Origin of the sequence: Yersinia sp. 2542 StPb PI (assembly GCF_048593855.1) — a bacterium.
GTDB classification, from domain to species: domain Bacteria; phylum Pseudomonadota; class Gammaproteobacteria; order Enterobacterales; family Enterobacteriaceae; genus Yersinia; species Yersinia enterocolitica_E.
The window spans coordinates 1-22,867 of record NZ_JAZGQA010000065.1 but is presented as its reverse complement, the minus strand read 5'-3'; the positions used below and the strand labels follow the sequence as shown (position 1 = coordinate 22,867).

The window sequence follows — 22,867 nt, the reverse complement described above, 5'->3', positions numbered from 1 at the left end:
CTTTAGTTGTAGCGATAGCAGAAGCTTTATTTAATTTATTGGTAAGCTTATTTTCTTTTTTATTTTCGATAATACTCTTCGTGGTTGAAGCAATCTATTCTTTAAGCTACGGTGCTAAATGGATACGTATATTAATCACAGTAGGCGTATTGAATGTTATTGCGGGTAGTATCGTGTTTTTTGCCATGATATGAAGATCAATTTAATCGACTCTCCCGCTATGCGTTCTTGTGGTTAGTCATCTGCATGTTAAATAATATCATTAAAAAACAATCTGTTAATTTACGGTTGAGTGTCGGGGAGGACCGTCACTTCTGAAATATCAGTTTGATGCCTAGCAGCGCCATGACCAAACCACCAATACGGTCAAAATATATTTTGAAACGCATATAATAGTTTCTTGGTACCGGGGCGGACAGGACACAAGCGACGATTGCGTACCAAATGAGGTCAATCAAGAATGCCAGAACAGGTAACACAATATACATCCAGCCCACGATATTCTGAGTAAGGATTGCGGCAAATATGCCGCCAAAAACCAGTGCTGTATTAGGATTACTAATTTGTGTAATAAGCCCGATATAAAATGAACGAGACAGACTTGTTTGTCCGCCAACCTCGGGTTCAAATTTTATTGCTTTTTTAGGCGCGAAAAACATTTTAAAGGCTAAATAAATGAGATAAAAACCGCCGCCGATTTTAAGTGACATATATAGCCAAGGTACGGTGAGTAGCAAAGATTGCAAACCAAGCAGAGCGACCAAGGCAAAGAATGCACACCCGGTGCCCATGCCTAAAGCAACGGCTAAAGCATTTTTAAGTGAGGATGACATTGCCGTTCGCGCAACAAGGATGAAACTCGGCCCTGGAGACATAGCCCCTAAAGCTATCACTCCACTGATGGTTAAAACAGCAATAATAGCACTGTCCATGTTATCCTCCCTGTAAGTATTCCTCTGTTTCTACTCGTCATTTTTTACAAAATCAATGGCTTTATCTTGTTTCCAAAGAATTCGAAATGAATCACTAAATACTCAAGTCGATAGGGGGTTGTATTACATCATCCGTAGTGGAGGCGATTGCGCCATTTTTTGTGTTATCTCACCTGTAGCCATAAACAAAACAGCCAGTCAGAGGGTTAATCTAACTGGCTGTTATTTTATGATTTAATTTACGGGCGAATCACAGAGTTGGGTAGTCGGTATAACCTTTTGCGCCACCGCCATAGAAGGTATCACCATCTGGTTCATTCAACGGAGCCTGTTGTTGCAGGCGGGTTACCAGATCCGGGTTAGAAATATAGCTACGGCCAAAGGCGACAGCATCAATAAACCCTTTATCAATGAGCTCTTCAGCTTTTTCAGCCGTGTATGCACCGGCACCCACAATCACACCTTTGAATTTGGCACGGACGGCATCACGGAATGCGTCGGAGTAAGGCTTACCACCCGCCCAGTCGGGTTCTGACATGTGCAGATAAGCAATATGACGTTTGTTCAACTCGTCAATGAGGTACAACGCAGCCTCTTCCTGATCCTCGCCATTATCCAAGCCGTTGAATGGCCCCAATGGTGAAATACGAATACCAATATGTTCAGCGCCCCATTCGGCTACTGTTGCATCAACCACTTCCAATGTCAGACGGGTACGGTTTTCAATACTACCGCCGTATTGGTCGGTACGTTGATTGGATGCCGGAGACATAAATTGATGCAGCAGGTAGCCGTGGGCTGCATGCAATTCAATATAGTCAAAGCCAGCTTCACGGGCATTCGCTGTTGCCTGGCGGAAATCATTAATGATGCCAGGGATCTCTTCTGTTTCCAGGGCGCGTGGGGTGGAGCAGGGAACGCGTACCCAGGCTCCCGTTTCATCGCGCACGGTGGTGCGGGTATCCGCGGCAATGGCTGAAGGTGCTACCGGCGCTTGCTGACCTGGCTGCAAACTGTTGTGCGAGATACGGCCGACATGCCATAACTGTACAGCAATATGTCCACCGTCTTCATGCACCGCCTGCGTGATTTTTTTCCATGCGTTTAACTGTTCCTGAGTGTGTAACCCTGGAGCACCCGCATAGCCTTTCGCCTGGAAAGAAATCTGGGTGGCTTCGGTAATAATCAAACCGGCGCTGGCCCGTTGACGGTAATATTCAGCCATCAGAGGAGTTGGAATATCACCTGGCTCAATGCTGCGCAAGCGCGTTAGCGGAGCCATAAATACGCGGTTTGGCAATGTGAGCGCGCCAACTTTCAAAGGGGAGAACAGTTTAGCAGTCTTCATGGTGCGTCCTATATTAATAGACCAGTCAACTAGCAACTGAGTAAATTCTGAAAAACAAAAGTGTTAGCTTCAGAATCATTGGATTATGGGGTTGGTTGTAGAATCAGTTCGATACTTTCTAGCGCACAGGTCAGCGGAGCAACCGATCGTTTCACTTTAGCCCGCAGTGAAGCACCGAGCCACAAGGCATACAGTGTTTCAGCGGTTGCCGCCGGTGAGAGCGTAATGCGCAGCGAGCCTTCAGCAATACCGGCTTCAATGGCATCTTGCAACCGACCAATCACACGGGCAGTGCCGATATCCAATGCATGGCGCATAGGTTCGGATAAGTCACTTACCTCTGCTGATAGTTTAACCGCCAGACAAGCATTGTGGCATTCACTGCCACAATAGTTAGCAATAGCTTGAGCAAAATAGTGCAACAAATGGTGGCGCATATCACCTTGTGAATGGGTGAGCAGGCTTTCCATTTCAGCGTCGTAACGATCAAAATAACGCTGTAGCATCGCTTCACCAAAAACTTCCTTAGAACGGAAATAGTGATAAAACGAGCCTTTCGGTATGCCTGCCGTGGTCAGTAACAGGCTGAGACCCATACCATTAAAGCCAAGACGCAGGCTAAGGCTCTCACCGGTTGCTAACAGATGTTCACGGGTGTCTATGTGTGTGTGCTGTATTTTGTTCATGTCGCAAAGCGTAATAGACCAATCGGTCTAGGTCAAGAAAAAAAATGCCAGCGGAGGGAAACGCTGGCATCAAACTCACTATCAGGTATTAACTCTTTACGGACTTTTTTGACTGATTCTTTCGCCCTGGGTTCGGCATTTCTGTAGTAAATCTAGTTCTGATTGGTATTCACTGGTTTGAATATTCATCATGCCCAATAAGGTATGGAACAGATTATCTTGTGATATTTCATCATGTTGTGCACTGGAGGATAAGCACTGACGGTCAATGCCATAGTTTTTTGTATATTCAGGTGATAGCCACATTAGAAATGGTATATGTGTCTGCTGACTTGGGGCGAACATATAAGGGGTACCGTGCAAATACATGCCATTTTCGCCTAATGACTCACCGTGATCAGAGAGATAGACCAGCGCAGTGTTAAAGTTATTATTGTGTTGTTGCAATAACTTAATGGTGTTACCCAACATCGCATCGGTATAAAGAATAGAGTTATCGTAGGTATTTACCAATTCCTGTGGGGTGCAATCCTGAATTTGGTTGCTATCACAGGTAGGGGAAAACTGGCGAATCTCTGGGGTTGAGCGGCGATAATAAGCCGGCCCGTGGCTGCCCATTTGGTGTAAGACAATGACACCGTCACCTTGTAGCCCATTAATATAATTATCTAATTTATACAGTAATGCGTTATCTAAACAGACCCCGTTCTCGCAATCGGCGGTGAGCTGCAATTGGGTAACATCCTGATGTGGAATGCGATCGCAGGCACCTTTACAACCCCCGTCATTTTCGCGCCATAAGACATTCAAGCCAGCGTGGGCAAGAATATCCATTAAGCCCTCCTGATGACTGGCGAGGGTGGCATCATAATTTTTGCGCGCCATATTCGAGAACATACAAGGTACCGACACCGCAGTTTCAGTCCCGCAGGATGATGCTTTGCTGAAATAGGTAACATCTTGTTTTTTTAGGTTCGGGTTGGTTTCTCGCCCATAACCGCCCAAGGAGAAATTCTCTGCACGGGCAGTTTCACCAACCACGAGAATGACCAGCGTTTTCTTTTGTTGCCCACTAATCAATGGGCCTTTATGGGCATCTTCACCGAGTGTTACCAGTGGCAGATTACGGGTGAAATATTTGTGTTTAGTGAATTGAAAACTGCCACTGACAAAGTTGGATGGGGTTAACATTTTAACGATGTTTTTATTATTACGAATCAACGATGCATAATCTTTATAAAACAGGGCAGCAACCAACAGAATAATCACTGCTGATATCAAAATATTTGCTGCGCGCAGCCCCAACATATACCACCATGGGCGGCTGACCCGAATACGGGCAAAGCAGACCAGGGTCGCAGGAATAATACCCGCCACCAGTAGCCATAGGGCCATACGGGGAGTGAAAAGAGCGGCCGCCTCTTGTGAGTTGGTTTCAAAGGCATTTTGCATCATATTGGCGTCAATGACGGCACCATAACTAAACATAAAATAGTTTGCCGCCGCGCTGCCCAACAGCAATAGAATAATGATTGGCTTATGCAGAAAGGGCACAGCTAACAGGCTAAATATGATGTTCAGTGCGCAAAATATCACCACCGGAATTGTCGCGGCGAAGAAGTAACTGTCACTGCTGTCAAAATGGATCAGCGACCAGGCTTTCGCAATAAACAGTGCGTTATGACCCAGAGTGAAAAAGAGTGCACTGGCCAGGATAAAACTCAGACTGTTACACTGTAACTTATATCGAACATTCATTGTGAAAATGGAATCCTACAGTTCACTAATTACCTGAATGGTATCGAATGAAACTTAAGATAACCTTAGCGGTTAAGGGCCGCGCCTCGGCGCTGATAGCGGATTTTTACAACCGTAAACAAATTGGACTTGCCAGCTGCGGTGAAGCAGTCTTCAATTAAGGTATCAGCCGCAGGAGGCAGCGTGTCTCAGCAACTTGAGTTTTTCGACATTCCCAGTCCGTGCCGTGGCATCTGCCAAACAGATGACCGTGGCTTTTGCCGTGGCTGCCTGCGTAGCAGGGATGAGCGCTTTAATTGGATGAAAATGAGTGACCCGCAGAAACGGGATGTATTGCGTTTATGCCGCCAACGTCTACTGCGCTTGCAGCGTGGTAACAAACAAGTCGATGAGCCGTTACCAGAACAACCTTCCTTATTCTAATTCGCGCTTAATCGGTCTTAAACTTTACCATTTCTGGCTATTTTACCGCTAAGCCCCCGTTTGACCTTGAATTGATGGTTCAGGGAGGATTTAACCTTACTGCCGGTTGTGTATGCTTATAGGTAGATAAACAGATGAGGTAGCTAATAATGGATACACGTAGCCAACTGGCTCCGCTTGGACCTGAATTTTCACGTATGATTTGCGGTTATTGGCGGCTGATGGAATGGGGCATGACGCCTGAGCAATTGTTGGTTTTTATCGAGCAACACATTGAGTTGGGTATTACTACGGCGGATCATGCTGATATTTACGGCGGTTATCAGTGTGAACAAGCATTTGGCCAGGCCTTACGGCTTAAACCGTCCTTGCGTGACCAACTGGAGCTGGTGAGCAAATGTGGCATTGCCACCACGGCTAAACCGGAACATGCGTTGGGGCACTACATTACGGATAGTTCACATATCATTGCAAGTGCTGAGCAATCATTGGCCCATTTGCACACTGATTATCTTGATTTACTGCTGATTCACCGACCGGACCCGTTGATGGATGCCGATGAGGTGGCAGAAGCCTTCACCCAACTGCACAAAAGCGGCAAAGTAAAATATTTCGGTGTGTCAAACTTTACCCCTGCGCAATTCAATTTACTGCAATCACGCCTGCCATTCTCGCTGGTCACGAATCAGGTAGAGATTTCGCCGCTGCATCAGCCTGCTATTGTCGATGGTACGCTCGATGCCTGCCAGCAACTGCGTATCAAACCCATGGCATGGTCTTGTCTCGGTGGCGGTAGGTTGTTCAGCGACCCGGAGTACCAGGCATTACGTGATGAGTTGCAGGCGGTAGCTGACGAAGTCGGTGCAGCAAGCATTGAGCAAGTGGTTTATGCCTGGGTGCTACGTTTGCCGTCAGCACCGCTGCCGATTATTGGCTCTGGCAAGATAGAGCGGGTTAAAGCCGCATGGGCATCACTCTCCTTGACGATGACGCGCCAGCAGTGGTTCCGCATTCGTCGTGCTGCACTGGGTTATGACGTGCCTTAAGCTTCTTTTCTGCGCCAGTAAGCCTCAGGCTGGCGCAGTTTTGTTTTCCTCGGCAGGAGGGGCCAGTTGCAGTTGTGTCAGTGAGCAATATAATCGCCAAATCAGCCCCGCCAGTTCCCGCCCAGAGGCATCGGGGTATTGAGCCAAAATAGCACTCATTCGTTGTAACTCCTGCAATGTTGCGAGTAACGAACTGGGTTGCACACCTTTTTCGGTCATACACCCCTTCAGGCAGTGAATACAGACATCCCGTACTGCTGACAAGGGTGCAGAGGTGGTTTGCCAATCACGTAATTGCCAGACCACATGGCTACAATTGAGCAATACCATCCCCCAACGCAGCAGCCACAGGCGAGCTGACTGATCTTTACTGAGATTGAGTTGGTTAATTCGATGGTAAATCAGTGATTCGAATTGATTCTGGCTCTGTTGTGGATGGCTACTGATCTGATCAATGAAATCGCGGCGGAGCATCCGAATGATACGTCGACTTTTGCGTTTATCAGAACTGGGGCGCAATAGCTGAAAAGCAACACCTGCTAACATTACGCCGACTAATTTACCAATATTATCATTAAGGAACTCTTGATAATCATAGCTCGGCGGGTTGGTTACACTTAGGAAAGAACCCATAAAGACAATCAATTGTCCCCACAATGAAGCATAGGCCGGATGCTGTAGTTTCATCATCTGCATGGTGATTAAAATGGGGAACAGTACGGCAGCAAATTGCCAGAAATCATCAATCTGTACCATCACACCAAACTTAAGAATAAAGCAGCCGATAGAAAGCAGAACAATGGCTTTCAATAGTGTAGCAATACTGTCGGTTGGCGACGGGGTTGCGGAGTAGAGCACGCAACTTACCGCGGCCAATGCCAGTGCAGCACTGCCCGAACTCCACTGCGTATTTATCCAAAATGCACAACCAATAACAATACACACGAAGGTTCGCAGCCCGTTATAGGCGGCCTCATAAGTATCGGTATGGCGAGCCAGCGCGGTTACTGGTGGCGGTTGTGGCAGGTCGCTGGCCGATTCTTTATCCAACTGTGTCAGCCAACGATTCACTTGCAAATATAACCAACAAAAATGCTGTAATCGTAACCAGAAGGCGCGGTGTCGATAGTCGAACTCATCATGCGGGGCGATTTGTTGCAGTATTTTGGCCAACTGATATTTATCGCAATCGGGTCGCTGTAGTGTTTGTAGCAACTGTGACAGCACTGGTGTCAGGTTCTCCGGTGGCGTTGGCCAGTTAAGCAACATGCGCCGTAAACTGGTAATTACACTGGTTATACGTAATTGACGATGCAAAATAAAATTCAAGACGTTATTTTGCCGCCGCAAGCGGTAATGGCTCCAAAAGGCCTGGATCCGCAGTACATTCATGGTCAGAATCTGGCCAATTACCCCTTCATGTGAGGCACGTAGCTGGGGGTTATGATCGGTTTGCCACAATAACTCGGCATGTTCCAGTAAGCGAGATTGCATGCGGCGCAGTGAGGTCAGTAATGCTTCGCCGTCGGAGGTGCTCGGCATCAGCATCATCATCAGGCCACCACAAAGAATACCGGTAATCACTTCACACACTCGGGCTTGCGCGATATCAAAAATTTGCTGGGTGCCAGCGGTGTTGACCGTAGAAAAGGCAATAATTGCGGTGGTATAACCGGCTAACGCAAACGCATAAGAAACATTATTTTGATAGTGATTGGAGACAAAAGTACAAAGGGCAATCCAGGCTGCAATTGCAAAGGTAAACAGCCAGGGATCATTCAGGCAATGGCCGGCAATTACCACGGATGCGGCCGCCCCCAGTAAGCTGCCGATGATGCGACCAATACTTTTGCTGATGACCCCGCCGACGGTGGGGAAACTCACCACTGCAGCGGAGGTCATTGCCCAGTAAGGCTCATCTAAATTCAGCGCAAAGGCAATCCACAGTGATAAGCACATTGCCAATGAATTACGCAATGCATAACGCCACTGACCGGCATTGGCTTTACCCCATGGGGTCTGGTGCCACAGGGGGAAGGAGATACGCATCGTTTAGTCAACCAGTGAAATAGTGCAGGTGGTGCCCGCAATAAGGGTGACATCGGCTGGGACATCCAGCAGTTTGATTCTTACCGGAACCCGTTGGGCCAGCCGTACCCAAGGAACATTAGGTTTTACATCTACCAATAAGTCACCGCTGCTATCAACACTTTGGTCATAAATAGCACGACCAATACTTTCGACTACGCCGCGTAAAGGAATGTTGCCATTATACAAAACAATCTTGGCTTTATTACCTTCTCTAATATGTTTCAACTTGGTTTCTTCGAAATAGCCCATCACATAGAATGAATTGGTATCGATTAGCGCGACTAATGGTATGCCGGCGGTAGCATAGTTACCCACCCGTGTTTGCAAGTTGGTTATATAACCATCGGTCGGCGCATAAATACGGGTTTTGCTGAGATTCCATTTCGCTTGTTCGACATTCGCCACCGCGCCCTGGTAGGCCGCTTTCATGCTATCGGCGGTTAAGTTGGCAATGTCGAGATCTTCACCAGAAATGATGTTTTTCGGTAAATTTCGCCGACGTTCTGCTTCATGATTCGCTTTAGCCAGGTCAGCTTGCNCCTTCACTAAAGCGGCTTGCGCGTTATCCAGTGCCAGTTGGTAGGGTTGTGGGTCAATCACAAATAATAAGCTACCCGAGCTTACCAACTGGTTATCATGAACTACTATTTTAACCAGTCGGCCCGACACTTCCGGGGTGATGCTGACCAATTCAGCCCGGACTTTACCATCGCGAGTCCAGGGTGATTGCATGTAGTAGTTCCACATCCACCAACCCGCACAAAGTGCGAGAGCGAAGACAATGACAGAGGAGAAATATTTAAGAGACTGATGATTCATATCAATTTACCAACTGGCTAATATCCATAAAGAAACGCTGACCGCAATGACAAAAATTGACAGATCCATTAATATTGGATGCCAGATGTCACCAGAGTAGATCCAATTCCGTAGGACATGATGGATCAATAGCCAAAACACCAAACCTAGCATAACCGCCTTAAACATCGGCGGGAAATAGATTGAGGCACCTATAACCAAGTCTGTAAGAGGTGCGTTTATGGGTAACACTGATACATACATAAGGTTAATCCTTAATAGGTATTTTTAGCCAAAACATCATTTTTTCTAAAGGATTCGCCGTATTTATTGCTATTACCCTAGCATCGACGGTATATATACATTTGTGTTTTTAATGTTAATTACCCAAAATAGACGGGACTCTGGGAGTTATGCTAGCACGCTAATTAAAAGGAGGGGCAATTGGAATCGACATTAGGATCTGATTTAGCACGATTAGTTCGCGCTTGGCGCGCGCTTATCGACCATCGGTTGAAGCCGCTGGAGTTAACTCAAACGCATTGGGTTACCTTGCATAACATTAATCGTTTACCGCCTGAACAGTCACAAATTCAACTGGCAAAAGCGATTGGTATCGAACAACCATCACTGGTTAGAACCTTAGATCAACTGGAGGAGAAAGGTTTAATCACACGGCATACCTGCGCAAATGATCGTCGTGCGAAGAGGATAAAACTGACGGAGCAGTCTTCACCGATAATAGATACGGTTGATGGAGTCATATGTTCCACCCGTAAAGAAATTCTTGGGGGGATTTCAACAGATGAGATTGAATTGCTATCTGGTCTGATTAATAAGCTTGAGAGCAATATTAACCAATTACAAAGCAAGTAATAATAAAGATTTACGACTCTATTCACAGCAGAAAGAAATATTTTAGTAAAACAAGCCAGAGTTCATTACGAACTCTGGCTTTTACCTGAAGACAGTAATAGCAGAGTTATTAGCGTGGGCTAACGGTAACGGTGCTACCACTGCTCGCTAGCATCACGCGCTGACCGACGCTAAAGCGAGTTGGGCCTTGTTTTTGCACCACCAGAATGGTTGTGCCGTCATCTTTACGGACTTCAAGTTGCACGCCGTCGGTGCGGTTCATTGCGCCCTGAACACCTTGCCCTGCCATACCACCCGCAACAGCACCTGCTGCAGTTGCCAGGCTACGACCAGTGCCACCACCAACAGTATTACCAAGGAAACCACCCAGGACTGCACCGCCAATGGCACCCATAACATTGTTTTCATCGCCACCCTGAATAGTGACTGGGCGTACGGATAGTAGGGTACCGTAAGTTACAGTTTGTACTTGTCGGGCTTCGGATGCGCTGAAGACATCACCGGACAGGGTGCTATTATTGGCACAACCGGTCAGAGTAACCGCAGCGATAGCAACGGCGATTAGTGGCTTGATCATAAAAACTCCTATTAAAAATGCACAACCGTATTACGGTTCAGTATGCCAGGGATATCCAAATCCAGTCCATTGATGGCCCAGTATTTGCACAAGGCCGATATTTGCACAAAGTATGGCTTACCCAAATGTTTATTTCACTACTTACTTATTTTAACTTTCTGCTTAATTTTTCGACCACCATCGATGGGTACGCAGCTTAGCGGTTTATACTTCAACGAATATTAAACGGCAGTTTAACTTTCTTAAAGTAAGAAATATCACTGCGATAAATGAAAATGTCAGTAAGAGTGACTTTTATGTGACCTTTCCTACAAATAAAAAGTAGCGTTTAGGACAGGCTCCTATAGCGGTATACACTTTAAAAAGTATATCTTTTCAGGGTGTTAATTTTATTATTCTGACTTGGCTTGTGGAAAGTCTTATTGCTATTTTGTCCCTGAATGAGGGAATAAGGTCATTGCTATGAAATCAGGCCGTTTTATTGGAGTGATGTCAGGAACCAGTCTGGATGGGATTGATGTGGTGTTAGCTGCCATTGATGAGCGTATGGTAGCCCAGCAGGCCAGCTATAGTCATCCAATGCCGCTACAGCTGAAAAAAGATATCCTCGGCATGTGTCAGGGCCAGTCTACGACCTTGTCCGCAGTGGGTAAGCTTGATGCCCAACTGGGTATCTTGTTTGCGCAAGCGGTGCAGGGCTTACTGGCAAAAGAAGGCCTTAGCGCACAGGACATTACCGCCATTGGCTGTCATGGGCAAACGGTGTGGCATGAACCGCTCGGTGAACCGGCGTTTACAATACAATTAGGTGATAATAATCGTATTGCAGCGTTGACAAACATTGCTACTGTTGGGGATTTCCGCCGCCGTGATATGGCTTATGGCGGGCAAGGTGCACCTTTGGTACCCGCTTTCCACCATGCTTTACTAGCCCATGCCACCGAGCGGCGCATGATACTGAACATTGGCGGTATTGCTAATTTATCTATGCTATTACCCGATTTGCCGGTGCGGGGGTTTGATACCGGGCCTGGCAATATGTTGATGGATGCCTGGATCTGGCGTAATCGTGCCTTACCCTATGATAAAGATGCGTGCTGGGCACTGTCGGGGCAAGTTAATCAACCGCTGCTTGAGCTGATGTTCAGTGATCCCTATTTTGCCAAGCCTGCCCCAAAAAGTACCGGGCGCGAATATTTCAATGCCGGGTGGTTGGATAAGCAATTGGCGAAGGTGCCGGGGCTGAAGCCGGAAGATATTCAAGCAACGTTGGCAGAGTTAACCGCGCTATCAATCGCCGAGCAGGTGCAGTTGGCGGGGGGCTGTGAGCGGCTGTTGGTGTGTGGCGGCGGGGCGCGTAACCCGTTGCTGATGTCACGGATGTCAACCTTGTTACCGGGGACGGAGGTGTGCGTAACTGACAGTTTTGGTGTGAGTGGCGACGATATGGAGGCTCTGGCGTTTGCCTGGCTGGCATTTCGGACGTTGTCCGGTAAATCGGGTAATTTGCCATCGGTGACCGGAGCCAGTTGCGAAACCATTTTAGGAGCAGTCTATCCTGTATCGTCACGCTGAGGGTGTTAAGCTGCCATAGGGTACGGTGCCATATTCCATCAACGAGGACGACATAATGAAACACTTATTTGTTGCAACTTCAGTATTTGGCGTAACAGCAGTATTGATGTTGGCAGGATGCAGTCTGGTTCAACCTAAAAGTGAAACGTTGCATTATCAGTGTGGCACAACCCGGCTGACCGTTGCTCAGGACAACCGCCAAGATAAAGTCAATTTGGTGTTAGATGGTGAACAGTTGACCTTACCTCAGGTGCGTGCAGCTTCCGGCACTAAATATAGCGACGGCCACTATAGCTTCTGGTCGAAAGGAAATAGTGCTTTTGTTGAGCGTGATGGAAAAGTCATTATCAATGACTGTGTTTTGATCAAGTAATCAGGCCGTTGTCTGCTCTGAGTGATTGTGATTCTTGCTCTGCAAGGGCAGAATAATAGTCACTGCTTTCCTGCGCGTTACAGAGCTTATATGACTGACAAGAATGAATTTGATGTTGCAGATCTACGTCGTGAATATATTCGCGGCGGTTTGCGTCGCAGTGATTTAACCGAAAACCCACTGGACTTATTTGAACGTTGGTTAAAACAGGCCTGTGAAGCGCGTTTGCCTGATCCAACAGCTATGTGTGTGGCTACGGTAGCTGCCGATGGCCAACCTTATCAGCGCATTGTGCTGCTGAAGCATTATGATGATCAGGGCATGGTGTTCTATACCAATTTGGGCAGCCGCAAAGCGCAGCAACTGGCTGAAAATCCACATATTAGTCTGTTGTTCCCTTGGCATATGTTAGACCGGCAAGTCATTTTCCTCGGAACCGCAGAACGGCTTTCAACCCTTGAAGTGCTGAAGTATTTCAGTTCCCGCCCGAAAGATAGCCAGATTGGTGCCTGGGTTTCTCAACAATCATCGCGTATTTCTGCTCGTGGTGTATTGGAAAGTAAGTTCCTCGAGTTAAAGCAAAAATTCCAGCATGGTGACGTGCCGTTACCCAGTTTTTGGGGCGGATTCCGCGTTAAGTTTGACTCTGTGGAGTTTTGGCAGGGCGGTGAGCATCGCTTGCATGACCGTTTTATTTATCAACGGCAAGCAGATGCATGGAAAATTGACCGTTTAGCTCCTTGAGAACGATGAAATAATTGTGGTTAAGCCTAGCGCTCGTGTGACGGGCGCTTTATTCTATACCCTTCGTACTTGAAGCCGCAGGGGTGTTTTTACGTTCGTTACTCGGCCCACCCCTGAGTCTCGCCTCTGCGAGGCCACGGCAAGCAGATTTGTCACCCGAATCGCTTATTTCTTATTTGAGTAAGCTCAGTGGGATTTATTTGCTTGCTGCCTGGCTGCAACACCAAGTTCTTTGGGTATAAATCCTCTTTTCCTGGTAAAAGATAATTTTTGTAAAAGACAATTTTTTGTGAAAAACAATGGAGTCGTTGATGACCAGCAGCAACCTGATTAAACAATTGCAAGAGCGGGGCCTCGTTGCCCAGGTTACGGATGAAGACGCGTTAGCAGAGAGACTGGCGCAAGGGCCAATTTCACTGTATTGCGGTTTCGATCCTACCGCAGACAGCTTGCATTTGGGGCATCTGGTTCCGTTGTTGTGCCTGAAGCGTTTCCAACTGGCTGGGCATCGTCCCGTGGCGCTGGTCGGTGGCGCTACCGGTATGATTGGTGATCCAAGTTTCAAGGCCAGCGAACGCAAACTGAATACGGAAGATACGGTTAACGAATGGGTGGAGAAAATCCGCCGTCAGGTTTCGCCATTCCTCGATTTTGATTGCGGTGAAAACAGTGCTATTGCGGCCAATAACTACGATTGGTTTGGTGGCATGAATGTGCTGACCTTCCTGCGTGATATTGGCAAGCACTTCTCTGTTAATCAGATGATCAATAAGGAAGCGGTTAAGCAACGCCTGAATCGCGATGACAGTGGGATTTCGTTTACTGAGTTTTCCTATAACCTGTTACAAGCTTATGATTTCGCTTGCCTGAATAAAGCTCACGGTGTGGCGCTGCAAATCGGCGGCTCTGATCAGTGGGGTAATATTACCTCTGGTATTGATTTGACACGCCGCCTCCATCAGCAGCAAGTTTATGGCCTGACCGTGCCATTAATTACTAAAGCTGACGGCACTAAATTTGGTAAAACCGAAGGTGGTGCGGTATGGCTTGATCCGAAGAAGACCAGCCCTTACAAATTCTACCAGTTCTGGATTAACACCGCAGATGCCGATGTTTATCGTTTCCTGAAGTTCTTTACTTTCATGAGTATGGAAGAAATTAACGCGCTGGAAGAAGAAGATAAAAACAGCGGCAAAGCGCCACGTGCGCAGTATGTTCTGGCCGAAAATGTCACCGGCATGGTCCATGGTGCAGAAGGCCTTGCTGCCGCCAAACGTATTACCGCGAGCTTATTCTCCGGTGATTTAAATGAGATGACCGAAGCCGACTTTGCTCAGTTGGCACAAGATGGCATGCCGACAATTGAACTGGGCCGCGATGCTGATTTACAACAGGCATTGGTTAATGCTGAGTTGGTCCCTTCTCGTGGGCAGGCGCGTACTATGATTGGTTCTAATGCTGTCGCCATTAATGGTGAAAAGCAGGCAGACCCAGAATACATCTTTACCGATGCTGATCGCCTGTTTGGGCGCTATACCTTATTGCGTCGTGGCAAAAAACATTATTGCCTGATTAGCTGGCTATAAGAATGAAATAAGATAAGGGGCCGAAATGCCCCTTATTTTTTGGCTAATGTTTTGTTAGCTGATGTTTTATTCCGGTCAGCGCTGTATTACAAAGTGGGCATGGGTGCCCTTAACTTTAGGCCGTTCCAATGAAAAATATACTTTCGATTCAGTCTCATGTTGTTTTTGGCCATGCGGGTAATAGTGCTGCTGAATTTCCTATGCGCCGAATGGGGGTCAATGTTTGGCCGCTGAATACCGTCCAGTTTTCCAACCATACGCAATATGGTCACTGGACCGGTTGTGTGATGCCCGCCAGCCATTTGACTGAGATAGTACAAGGCATTGCCGATATTGATCGGCTGAAAGATTGTGATGCGGTATTAAGTGGTTATATCGGTTCACCCGAGCAGGGCGGTCATATTCTGGCTGCGGTTGCACGCGTAAAACAAGCCAATCCGAATGCCTGGTATTTTTGTGATCCGGTCATGGGGCATCCAGAGAAGGGCTGTATCGTCGCCCCAGGGGTGGCAGAGTTCTTCTGTAAAGAAGCCTTGCCTGCCAGCGATATCATTGCACCGAACCTGCTTGAACTGGAGCAGCTTAGTGGTGTGCGGGTTGAAAGTGTCGAACAGGCCGTTAAGGTTGCTCGTGATCTCTGCGCCCAAGGGCCAAAAGTTGTGTTAGTTAAGCACCTAAGCCGCGCCGGTTATCATGCTGACTGCTTTGAAATGTTATTAGTCACGGCCGATGAGGCATGGCATATCAGTCGTCCGCTGGTGGACTTTGGTGCCCGCCAACCGGTCGGTGTGGGTGATTTGACCAGTGGTTTATTGCTGGTGAACTTGCTGAAAGGTGAAGCACTGGATAAGGCACTGGAGCATGTTACTGCCGCTGTATATGAAGTGATGCTGAAAACTCAGGAGATGGGTGAGTATGAACTTCAGGTTGTCGCCGCTCAGGATGGAATTGTTAATCCCGTCAGTAAATTCTCTGCCATCAAGTTATAATCCCTGCTATACAGTGCCCCTTAATGGAGGGGCACTCTAATTAATCAAATGACTTATTTCTTAACGTCTTCTGCGGCTAATGCGTCTTTAACGGCTTGGCGTTCTGCTACACGGCCCATATATTTATCCAAATTACTGCGCTGGGTAATATCAAGTTTCAGCGCACTCGCCCAACGAGTGACAGTAAATAAATAGGCATCAGCCACGCTGAATTTTTTGCCTAACAGATAATCGTGTTGTGCTAATACGCTGTCTACATAACTGAATTGTTTATTCAGCCGCTCACGTGCGATCGTTTTATAGTCATCCGGTGTTTTCGGGTTAAACAGTGGGCTGAAACCTTTATGTAATTCAGTCGCAATGAAGTTTAGCCACTCAATGGCATGATAGCGGGAAAGAGTCCCTGATGGGGCAATCAGGTGGCGGTCTGGCACCATATCTGCCAGATATTGCACGATAGCAACACCCTCAGTGAGCAGGCTGCCATCATCCAGTACCAAGGCGGGTACCTGTCCTTTTGGGCTGATGCTTAAATAGTCTTCACCCGTTTCAGTTATTTTGGCCACCAGATCGACACTCTCAATACTAAAATCTAACCCTGCTTCACGTAATACAATATGTGGAGACAGAGAGCAGGCACCGGGTTTATAGAACAATTTCATCACAAACTCCTTAATCGATCACTGAAAGAAAAAAGCTTCCTTAATCCTAAGGCAGGCGGGGGAAAAATGCTGCTAGCGGTGTAATATAATTGTGCGGGAAATAAAATTAGTCGCAGAAATAAAGTGTTGTCCTACAGCAGTGAGTATCCACCGCTGTAGGTAATCCCTGTCTGTTATTATCAGGCAGTGGAAATCAGTTACCGTGGTGGGCGAGTGCTGATCGATGCGGACCAGCTAAAAGTGGTAGTACTTGGTGCGGTTTTTTTGGTTTTTCTTTCTACGCGGGTTAACTTGGCGACTTGTTCCCGAGCGTTCATGATTTTATCTATTGCTTCTTCTCTTACTTTATTCTGTTCTGAATTGGTTAAAGCCCTTCCTAAATTTATTCTGGCTCTATCGAGTTGCGTTTTGACGTCACGTTGCTCACTTTCGGTCATTTCTTTTAATGTTAGCCTTTTCATTTTTTTCGCCTTGTTTGCATCAGTCTTACTCAGTGTACAACCTTATCCTGCGTGTGGATGTAAGAGATTGCGATCTGGGCGACATTAATCACCATAAAAGCCTGATATTAGCCCCAGTCAAAGCTAATAAAGCGAGAACCAACGGAGTAACAGCCACCGCTCTCTGTACATGTTATCAGGAGCGGTGTTAACGAAGGGAATGTTTGGAGGTCATAATAGCCGTGAACCGTAACCCCACAGCAATACAGTCAGACCAAGGAGTAACTCTAATACCAGCACGCCGATGGCAAATGTGGAACCGGAGAAAATAAAACCTTCTTGTCGGTCAATATTTAAGAAGGTGGGGATCGCCAAATACATCAGGTAGCCTGCATAGCAGAGTGCAATGATGCCAACCAATAAGCACAACCAGATAATCGGGTAGAGGGCAACCACGCCACCTAAAAACATGGGCGTTGCGGCATAACCGGCGAATAAGGTACAGCTTTGCCAACTGGGCCGGCTCTCATAGCGGCGGGCCATCCAATAAATCACTCGTCCCATGAGAGCTACCGCCGCCAAAATCAAAACATAGAAAATAATGGCAAAATAGAGTGCGGTAAGGGGCGCCAGTTGTATTATCTGACCATCACCAAAGTTCCAGCCCACTTGTGTGGTGCCGATAAACGCGCAAATCACGGGAATGGCAGCCATTAAAAGGACGTGATGGGCATACAGGTGGCGGACACTTTCCCCCTCGCGTTTAATTTGCTGCAATTCCTGACTAGGACGGGTCAGAAGCCCCCATACATGGTTTATCATAAATCACCTCCTGGCCGGTTATTGACCGCAAATAACAGACGGGTTTCATTCTGATATCGCTCAAAATGGGGTTAACGCTGTGCGGTCTGTTATCAGTATAGTTTATTTTTTGCGCACAAATAATGTGACGAAGTTATCATTGATAAGGCGAGTGATATTCATCATCTCAGTAAATGTTTAAGATGAATCAGTGAATTAATCAGGTATTTTTAAACAGGAGCCGTTTATGGGTATTCAGGGAAATGATAGTCGAATTGACAACATAGAGTTTGCCGTCGGTGATATTGCCCGCTCGAAGGATTTCTATGGCAAGGTATTCAATTGGCGCTTTACTGACTATGGCCCAGGATATTGTGAGTTTACCGATGGCCGACTGACCGGCGGCTTCACCACCCTGAGTGACGTTCAGCCCAACGGTGGGCCGTTAATCATTCTGTATGCTGATGATCTTGAACAGACGCAAAAACGGTTGGAAGAAGCGGGAGCCTCTATTGTGCTGGCGATATTTACTTTCCCCGGCGGGCGTCGTTTCCACTTTACCGACCCGGATGGCTATCAGTTGGCGGTATGGTCTGATAAATAAGTATTGAATTTAGGACTTATTCTCGCCAAACGACAGGCTGTCTGAGTTTTACGTGGGAGTTGGCAGGATAAAGCACCTGGCACGCGTGCTTTATCCTGCCGGGCAATTATGCGGCGGTTACTGGGGTCGCTTTATTACTCTCTGTTGGTGCGAGAGTCATGCGATACAGTTTTGGTGCGGTGAGCATCATCAATACTGCGATAATGGCAGTGACAATACCAATCTGCATAAATACATGGCTATAGATTGCCAGTGATGCATGGGCATCAGTAATATCACTTGGCACCGCAGTTAATGCTGCAACTTTACCGGCGATCAGGGCTGCTGCTGCCGTCGTCAGGAACCATGAACCCATGATGAAGCCCATCAAGCGCTGAGGTACCAACTGCGCAACCATCGCCAGGCCCAGGCCCGAAATCATCAGTTCCCCGATACTTTGCAATGCGTAGCTCAGGATCAACCAGTTAACGGACACAATACCATGTTCGTTGGCGAAGCTGGCACCCCATGGTAGAACCAGGAAGGCCGCAGAGCAGAGCACCATACCGAAAGCAAACTTGTGTGGCATTGGCAGGCGGTCACCCATCTTATTATAGATAGCCGCCAGTATTGGGCTGGCTACCATGATCCAGAACGGGTTCAGCGCCTGATACTGTTCTGGTTCGAAGGTAATACCAAAGATTGAATGCTCAACGTTATGAATAGCAAAGAAGTTCAGCGACGTTGGCATTTGGCTATACAGCACAAAGAACACCACCGCTTCCAGCATCAGTAAGAATGCCACAATCATTCGGCGGCGGGCAGTGCCATGCAGAGAAAAGGTCTCTTTGGCAAAGATACAGATGATGCCCAGAGATACTAATGCCAACGCCCAACGTGCCACTATTTGGTTATGCAGCAACCAGCTTGACAGCGTGACCAGTGCAACCACACCCACCAATACCATCAGTAACTTTTTAATCTGTAGTGGTGCAAAGTCAGGTTTTGAACCTTGATTTTTTACCCATTTACGGCAGAACCAGAAGTTTACCAAGGTGATCAACATACCCACTACGCTCAGTGAGAATGCGACGCTCCAGCCATACTTCGCCGCTAACCATGGGGTGGCCAGCATAGAGAAGAATGAACCGATATTGACGGACATGTAGTACATGGTGAATGCGCCGTCTAAACGCGGATCATCTTTGTTATAGCATGTTGACAGCAGAGAGGAGGGGTTGGCTTTGAACAAACCATTACCAACCGCAATGGTCGCCATACCCAGATAAACCCAGAAAATGTCATGGCCCGAGTAGGCAATCATGGCATAACCGACTGCCAGCGTTAATGCACCAAGCACGATGACACGTTTGGCACCGAGCACCTTATCGCCTAACCAGCCACCGATGGCCACAAAGCCATAGACCAGTGCACTGAAGGATGAGAACAAGGTGATGGAGTCGGCTTCGCTCATCCCGAGCATTTTTACCAGATAGACGGCCATGATCCCTTGCAGGCCGTAATAACCAAAGCGCTCCCAAAGCTCGATAGAGAAGATCAGGTAAAATGCTTTTGGTTGTTTGAAAGCATTCATACTGATGCTTTCGGGTTGCTCACTGTTGGGTGGCTGTTGACTGTTGTTTGCTGTTGACACGGGGACCTCTGTTTTTCACTACCGACCATAAATGGTGGGAGAGACAAAAGTGAATGCGCGAATCGGCATCCTTTTGCATTGTTATAAGATGTTTAGCGGCGGTTAATGTTCACTATCTTTGTCAACGAGACAAGGCTTTTGCAATATTCTGTTACATATATCTCAGGCAGGGCTATGCGACCATGTTACAAATGTTATGCAGTATTAACGTTTATGTTTTAGCTGTTTGACGATTTTTTGTTTTGATTAAAAGCTGAACTGATTTTATTTGGTGATATATTCTGCTATTTGATTGGTTAATGGTTTATATGGTCATATGTGAGTGAATAAACAATTCAATATTGTGGTTATTGTGAATAATCTGAAATTATCCAAATTTCGTTCAAATGTTAATCAGTAAAATGCCTGAGTTGAAAGATGAAATGGGATCTGGATCAGATAGCTGTGTAAATTTTTCGCGCGAAAAAGGCCAGCACGGCAAAACATGCCACAAAGGGACGATGGTATACTGGATAGAATCATGACAATCTGAGTATCTGTATGGATATCAAGCAACTGGTCTATCTCTGTAATCTGGAGCGCGAGCGCCATTTTGGTCGTGCGGCTGAGGCCAGCTTTGTCAGCCAGCCAACATTGTCGATGCGTCTGAAAAACCTGGAGCGGGAACTGGGGGTGGCACTGATAAACCGGGGTAATAATTTCGAAGGATTTACCGCCGAAGGTGAGCGCGTATTAGCCTGGGCCAGAGAGATTGTCTCTGTCTATCAAGGGCTAAAGTTAGAGGTGGAGTCCCTTAAACATGGTTTAAACGGCACGCTGCGTATTGGTGTAGTACCACAATGCAGTATCTCGTTGGCACTATTACTTAAAAGTGCCAGTGAACGCTATCCCCACCTGGATTACCGTGTTTCAGTGTTAAGTGCTGACCAATTACTGGAAGCTTTAACCGGTCACTCGGTCGATGTGGGCATTGGTTTTTTTGAATTGACCACCTTGAATGAGCTGCATTTTCAGGTACAACCGCTAGTTGACGGGGGCATTGACCTGGTGTTTCACCCCGGACATTTCCCTGATTTGATCGGGACTGAGCCGCTGACACTGACCCAAGTGGCACAACTGCCGCTCTGCCTGGCTGAACCCAGCCGTTACTTCCGCCGTTATCTGGATAACAGTTTTCGTGATGCCGGTCTGTCGCTGCATGTGCGGCTGGAAAGCACTTCTATCTTTCAGTTATTACAAGGCATCTTTGTCGGTTTAGGTTGTGGCTTGTTCCCGCAGGGCAGTCTACTTGAGGATATGTCACCCGACCTGCAACGGCGGCCGGTGGATATTGAGAAGATGAGTCGGCATGCTGCTGTCGTGGTGGCTGAACCAGGGCGAGTTACACCGCTGGCCCAGCACTTTTTTGATGTCGCTAAAGTGTGGTTGGCTACCCACTAAAACACTGCAATCCGCAATTGCGGGCGAGTATCAAACAGCTTGCCCCAGCGTTTGTCTTAACCGGTTGGTCCATCCGGCTGCGGCGGTGTCGAAGATGATACGCACCAGTTGCTGATTACTGACACCCAGAGCTAACAATGGACTGATATGTTGATGACTAAAGCGTTCTGGCGCGCGAGTCAGCTCGGCTGCGGCATAGATAAGCCAGTGGATAATCTGCTCATCAGATTGAGTCGCCAAAGCGTTATCAATCCCCGCGTCAAGTGCCGTTATCAATGTGGTGTTAGGGGTTAATTGCTGCAATTGGTGTTTATGGATAGCCAGACAGTAGCGACTGCCATTGATGCGCGCAGTCACCAACGCCACCAATGCCAGCCAATCAGGTGGCAGCAACAGAGGATAATGTTGCCGGGTGATAATGGTGCGGTACGCGAGCAGACTTTGTTGATGATGTTGCAGCAACTCACTGAGGGTTATCTCTGTTTCATCTGACGATGGCTCAGATGAAATGATCTCTGAGGGTAACCAACCTTGCCATTGCGCTACAGATGACGCTATCAAGCCTGCGGGAGCATCTTCCATGCGCGGAAAACCGGGCAATATTACCGTAGGATATCCAGCGAGTGCACCAAGGGCTGCCACTACTCTGGCTTGATAACTAACAAAACCAATAATCTGCGATAAAACGATAATATCTGTAGCGGTTAAACCTACATCAGCGAGTTGTTGCAAAGCATGCTTATCAATTAATGTCGGCTGACTGGCCAGTTGACGGGCATATTGGGTTATCTGTGTCAGTCGCATATTACTTTCCCGCGATGCGTCCGGGCTGGAAAGTGGCGTCAGGCGGGCGGCATAATGGCTGCACAACCGTTGAACCCCGGTAACTTGTGCCACCGTCAGCGCGGTACTTAAGCGGTCATACAGTGAAAATGTGTGGTCTCGGTTCAGCTCGACAGTGAGCGGGAAAAGTGCCTGATACATTGCATCTGAGGCAGACAAAATCGCGGCATGCTGGCGTAACGGGTCATCTAATCGGGCGGGAATAGTGTCGGCTAAGCCAAGCAAAAAGATACCCTGTTCAATGCTGTTCTCATTTGTCAGCAGATTATCGCCATTACAACTATTAGCACTGTAACTCTCGTCGGTGACGGGGGCGGCGTAGATCTCCGGGTTACCGCTGCGTTGAGTTTCATGATACCAATGGGCATTATCCTGTTGTCGAAATTGCACCATGATGACCTCCGTTAGGGACAGCAACGCGCCCAGGTTAACGATAAAGAGGTTGTAAGCACCGTTTGGCTATAAACCGGGAGCGAGTCAGTGACAAGGGTAGGTAGTGCGGTATCGGACCGGGAGCATAGCAAAGTAGTCGGTATCAACATCGGCAAGATATCCTGTTGTTTTATGGAATGAACACAGTGGATATCATTACTGATTGAGTTTGCGAGATAAAATAATGTTAAACCATAATCCATAACTAAA

General features: G+C 47.3%; 24 protein-coding genes. 11 read left to right on the top strand and 13 right to left on the bottom strand.

The window, feature by feature from the left end; genetic code table 11:
- A partial coding sequence (locus V1952_RS10375) for a hypothetical protein (RefSeq protein ID WP_420074712.1) occupies positions 1–194 on the top strand: 194 nt, incomplete at its 5' end.
- 114 nt (positions 195–308) lie between these two features.
- Here the strand turns inward: V1952_RS10375 and V1952_RS10370 are convergent.
- From V1952_RS10370 to eptA, 4 genes are all read right to left on the bottom strand, one after another.
- The gene (locus V1952_RS10370) at positions 309–932 is read right to left on the bottom strand and encodes a LysE family translocator (protein WP_372559114.1); all 624 of its coding nucleotides are present in this window, start codon (positions 930–932) and stop codon (positions 309–311) included.
- A 250-nt stretch (positions 933–1,182) separates the two neighbouring features.
- Positions 1,183–2,280, bottom strand: a complete 1,098-nt coding sequence (locus V1952_RS10365) for an alkene reductase (protein WP_083158740.1) — start codon at positions 2,278–2,280, stop codon at positions 1,183–1,185.
- Between the two features lie 83 nt (positions 2,281–2,363).
- Complete coding sequence (locus V1952_RS10360) at positions 2,364–2,966, bottom strand: TetR/AcrR family transcriptional regulator (RefSeq protein WP_083158741.1); 603 nt, start codon at positions 2,964–2,966, stop codon at positions 2,364–2,366.
- A 96-nt stretch (positions 2,967–3,062) separates the two neighbouring features.
- Entirely contained in the window at positions 3,063–4,724 is a 1,662-nt protein-coding gene (eptA, locus tag V1952_RS10355) for a phosphoethanolamine transferase EptA (RefSeq protein ID WP_372559113.1), read from the bottom strand.
- Between the two features lie 183 nt (positions 4,725–4,907).
- Between eptA and V1952_RS10350 the strand changes: the two genes are divergently transcribed.
- Both V1952_RS10350 and V1952_RS10345 read left to right on the top strand, forming a co-directional pair.
- Complete coding sequence (locus V1952_RS10350) at positions 4,908–5,147, top strand: DUF1289 domain-containing protein (protein WP_372559112.1); 240 nt, start codon at positions 4,908–4,910, stop codon at positions 5,145–5,147.
- Positions 5,148–5,296: 149 nt separating this feature from the next.
- The gene (locus tag V1952_RS10345) at positions 5,297–6,193 is read left to right on the top strand and encodes an aldo/keto reductase (RefSeq protein ID WP_420071516.1); all 897 of its coding nucleotides are present in this window, start codon (positions 5,297–5,299) and stop codon (positions 6,191–6,193) included.
- Between the two features lie 24 nt (positions 6,194–6,217).
- Here the strand turns inward: V1952_RS10345 and V1952_RS10340 are convergent, their stop codons facing one another.
- From V1952_RS10340 to V1952_RS10330, 3 genes are all read right to left on the bottom strand, one after another.
- Entirely contained in the window at positions 6,218–8,242 is a 2,025-nt protein-coding gene (locus V1952_RS10340) for an FUSC family protein (RefSeq protein WP_420074711.1), read from the bottom strand.
- A 3-nt stretch (positions 8,243–8,245) separates the two neighbouring features.
- A complete protein-coding gene (locus V1952_RS10335) occupies positions 8,246–9,103 on the bottom strand; it encodes an efflux RND transporter periplasmic adaptor subunit (protein WP_420074710.1) in 858 nt (285 codons plus the stop codon).
- 6 nt (positions 9,104–9,109) lie between these two features.
- Positions 9,110–9,346 (bottom strand): DUF1656 domain-containing protein, encoded by a 237-nt coding sequence (locus tag V1952_RS10330; protein WP_083158747.1) that lies wholly within the window; start codon positions 9,344–9,346, stop codon positions 9,110–9,112.
- A 180-nt stretch (positions 9,347–9,526) separates the two neighbouring features.
- Between V1952_RS10330 and slyA the strand changes: the two genes are divergently transcribed.
- A complete protein-coding gene (slyA, locus tag V1952_RS10325) occupies positions 9,527–9,958 on the top strand; it encodes a transcriptional regulator SlyA (protein ID WP_083158748.1) in 432 nt (143 codons plus the stop codon).
- Positions 9,959–10,067: 109 nt separating this feature from the next.
- On the opposite strand, the gene V1952_RS10320 is transcribed toward slyA, so the two are convergent.
- Positions 10,068–10,535, bottom strand: a complete 468-nt coding sequence (locus tag V1952_RS10320) for a glycine zipper 2TM domain-containing protein (protein ID WP_083158749.1) — start codon at positions 10,533–10,535, stop codon at positions 10,068–10,070.
- Positions 10,536–10,997: 462 nt separating this feature from the next.
- Between V1952_RS10320 and anmK the strand changes: the two genes are divergently transcribed.
- The 5 genes from anmK (at position 10,998) to pdxY (ending at position 15,802) form a co-directional block, all read left to right on the top strand.
- Positions 10,998–12,110 (top strand): anhydro-N-acetylmuramic acid kinase, encoded by a 1,113-nt coding sequence (anmK, locus tag V1952_RS10315; RefSeq protein ID WP_420074709.1) that lies wholly within the window; start codon positions 10,998–11,000, stop codon positions 12,108–12,110.
- A gap of 55 nt (positions 12,111–12,165) precedes the next feature.
- Positions 12,166–12,483 carry an MliC family protein gene (locus V1952_RS10310; RefSeq protein ID WP_372559108.1) on the top strand — a complete coding sequence of 106 codons (318 nt, stop codon included), beginning with the start codon at positions 12,166–12,168 and terminating at the stop codon, positions 12,481–12,483.
- Positions 12,484–12,573: 90 nt separating this feature from the next.
- A complete protein-coding gene (gene pdxH / locus V1952_RS10305; RefSeq protein ID WP_372559107.1) occupies positions 12,574–13,227 on the top strand; it encodes a pyridoxamine 5'-phosphate oxidase in 654 nt (217 codons plus the stop codon).
- Between the two features lie 311 nt (positions 13,228–13,538).
- The gene (tyrS, locus tag V1952_RS10300; protein ID WP_372559106.1) at positions 13,539–14,813 is read left to right on the top strand and encodes a tyrosine--tRNA ligase; all 1,275 of its coding nucleotides are present in this window, start codon (positions 13,539–13,541) and stop codon (positions 14,811–14,813) included.
- 128 nt (positions 14,814–14,941) lie between these two features.
- On the top strand, positions 14,942–15,802 hold the full coding sequence (gene pdxY, locus V1952_RS10295; RefSeq protein WP_372559105.1) for a pyridoxal kinase PdxY: 861 nt from the start codon (positions 14,942–14,944) through the stop codon (positions 15,800–15,802).
- Positions 15,803–15,855: 53 nt separating this feature from the next.
- Here pdxY and gstA read toward each other — a convergent pair whose 3' ends face one another.
- The 3 genes from gstA to V1952_RS10280 form a co-directional block, all read right to left on the bottom strand.
- On the bottom strand, positions 15,856–16,464 hold the full coding sequence (gene gstA / locus V1952_RS10290) for a glutathione transferase GstA (protein WP_420074708.1): 609 nt from the start codon (positions 16,462–16,464) through the stop codon (positions 15,856–15,858).
- A gap of 197 nt (positions 16,465–16,661) precedes the next feature.
- On the bottom strand, positions 16,662–16,925 hold the full coding sequence (locus V1952_RS10285; RefSeq protein ID WP_005184457.1) for a DUF3811 domain-containing protein: 264 nt from the start codon (positions 16,923–16,925) through the stop codon (positions 16,662–16,664).
- A 210-nt stretch (positions 16,926–17,135) separates the two neighbouring features.
- Complete coding sequence (locus tag V1952_RS10280) at positions 17,136–17,726, bottom strand: Yip1 family protein (protein ID WP_372559104.1); 591 nt, start codon at positions 17,724–17,726, stop codon at positions 17,136–17,138.
- A 226-nt stretch (positions 17,727–17,952) separates the two neighbouring features.
- Between V1952_RS10280 and V1952_RS10275 the strand changes: the two genes are divergently transcribed.
- Positions 17,953–18,309 (top strand): VOC family protein, encoded by a 357-nt coding sequence (locus tag V1952_RS10275; protein WP_083158757.1) that lies wholly within the window; start codon positions 17,953–17,955, stop codon positions 18,307–18,309.
- A 106-nt stretch (positions 18,310–18,415) separates the two neighbouring features.
- Here the strand turns inward: V1952_RS10275 and dtpA are convergent, their stop codons facing one another.
- Positions 18,416–19,942, bottom strand: a complete 1,527-nt coding sequence (gene dtpA / locus V1952_RS10270) for a dipeptide/tripeptide permease DtpA (protein ID WP_372569223.1) — start codon at positions 19,940–19,942, stop codon at positions 18,416–18,418.
- 540 nt (positions 19,943–20,482) lie between these two features.
- Between dtpA and V1952_RS10265 the strand changes: the two genes are divergently transcribed.
- Complete coding sequence (locus V1952_RS10265; RefSeq protein WP_420074707.1) at positions 20,483–21,382, top strand: LysR family transcriptional regulator; 900 nt, start codon at positions 20,483–20,485, stop codon at positions 21,380–21,382.
- Positions 21,383–21,412: 30 nt separating this feature from the next.
- Here V1952_RS10265 and V1952_RS10260 read toward each other — a convergent pair whose 3' ends face one another.
- Positions 21,413–22,618 carry a CMD domain-containing protein gene (locus V1952_RS10260; protein WP_420074706.1) on the bottom strand — a complete coding sequence of 402 codons (1,206 nt, stop codon included), beginning with the start codon at positions 22,616–22,618 and terminating at the stop codon, positions 21,413–21,415.
- Between the last annotated feature and the right edge of the window lie 249 nt (positions 22,619–22,867).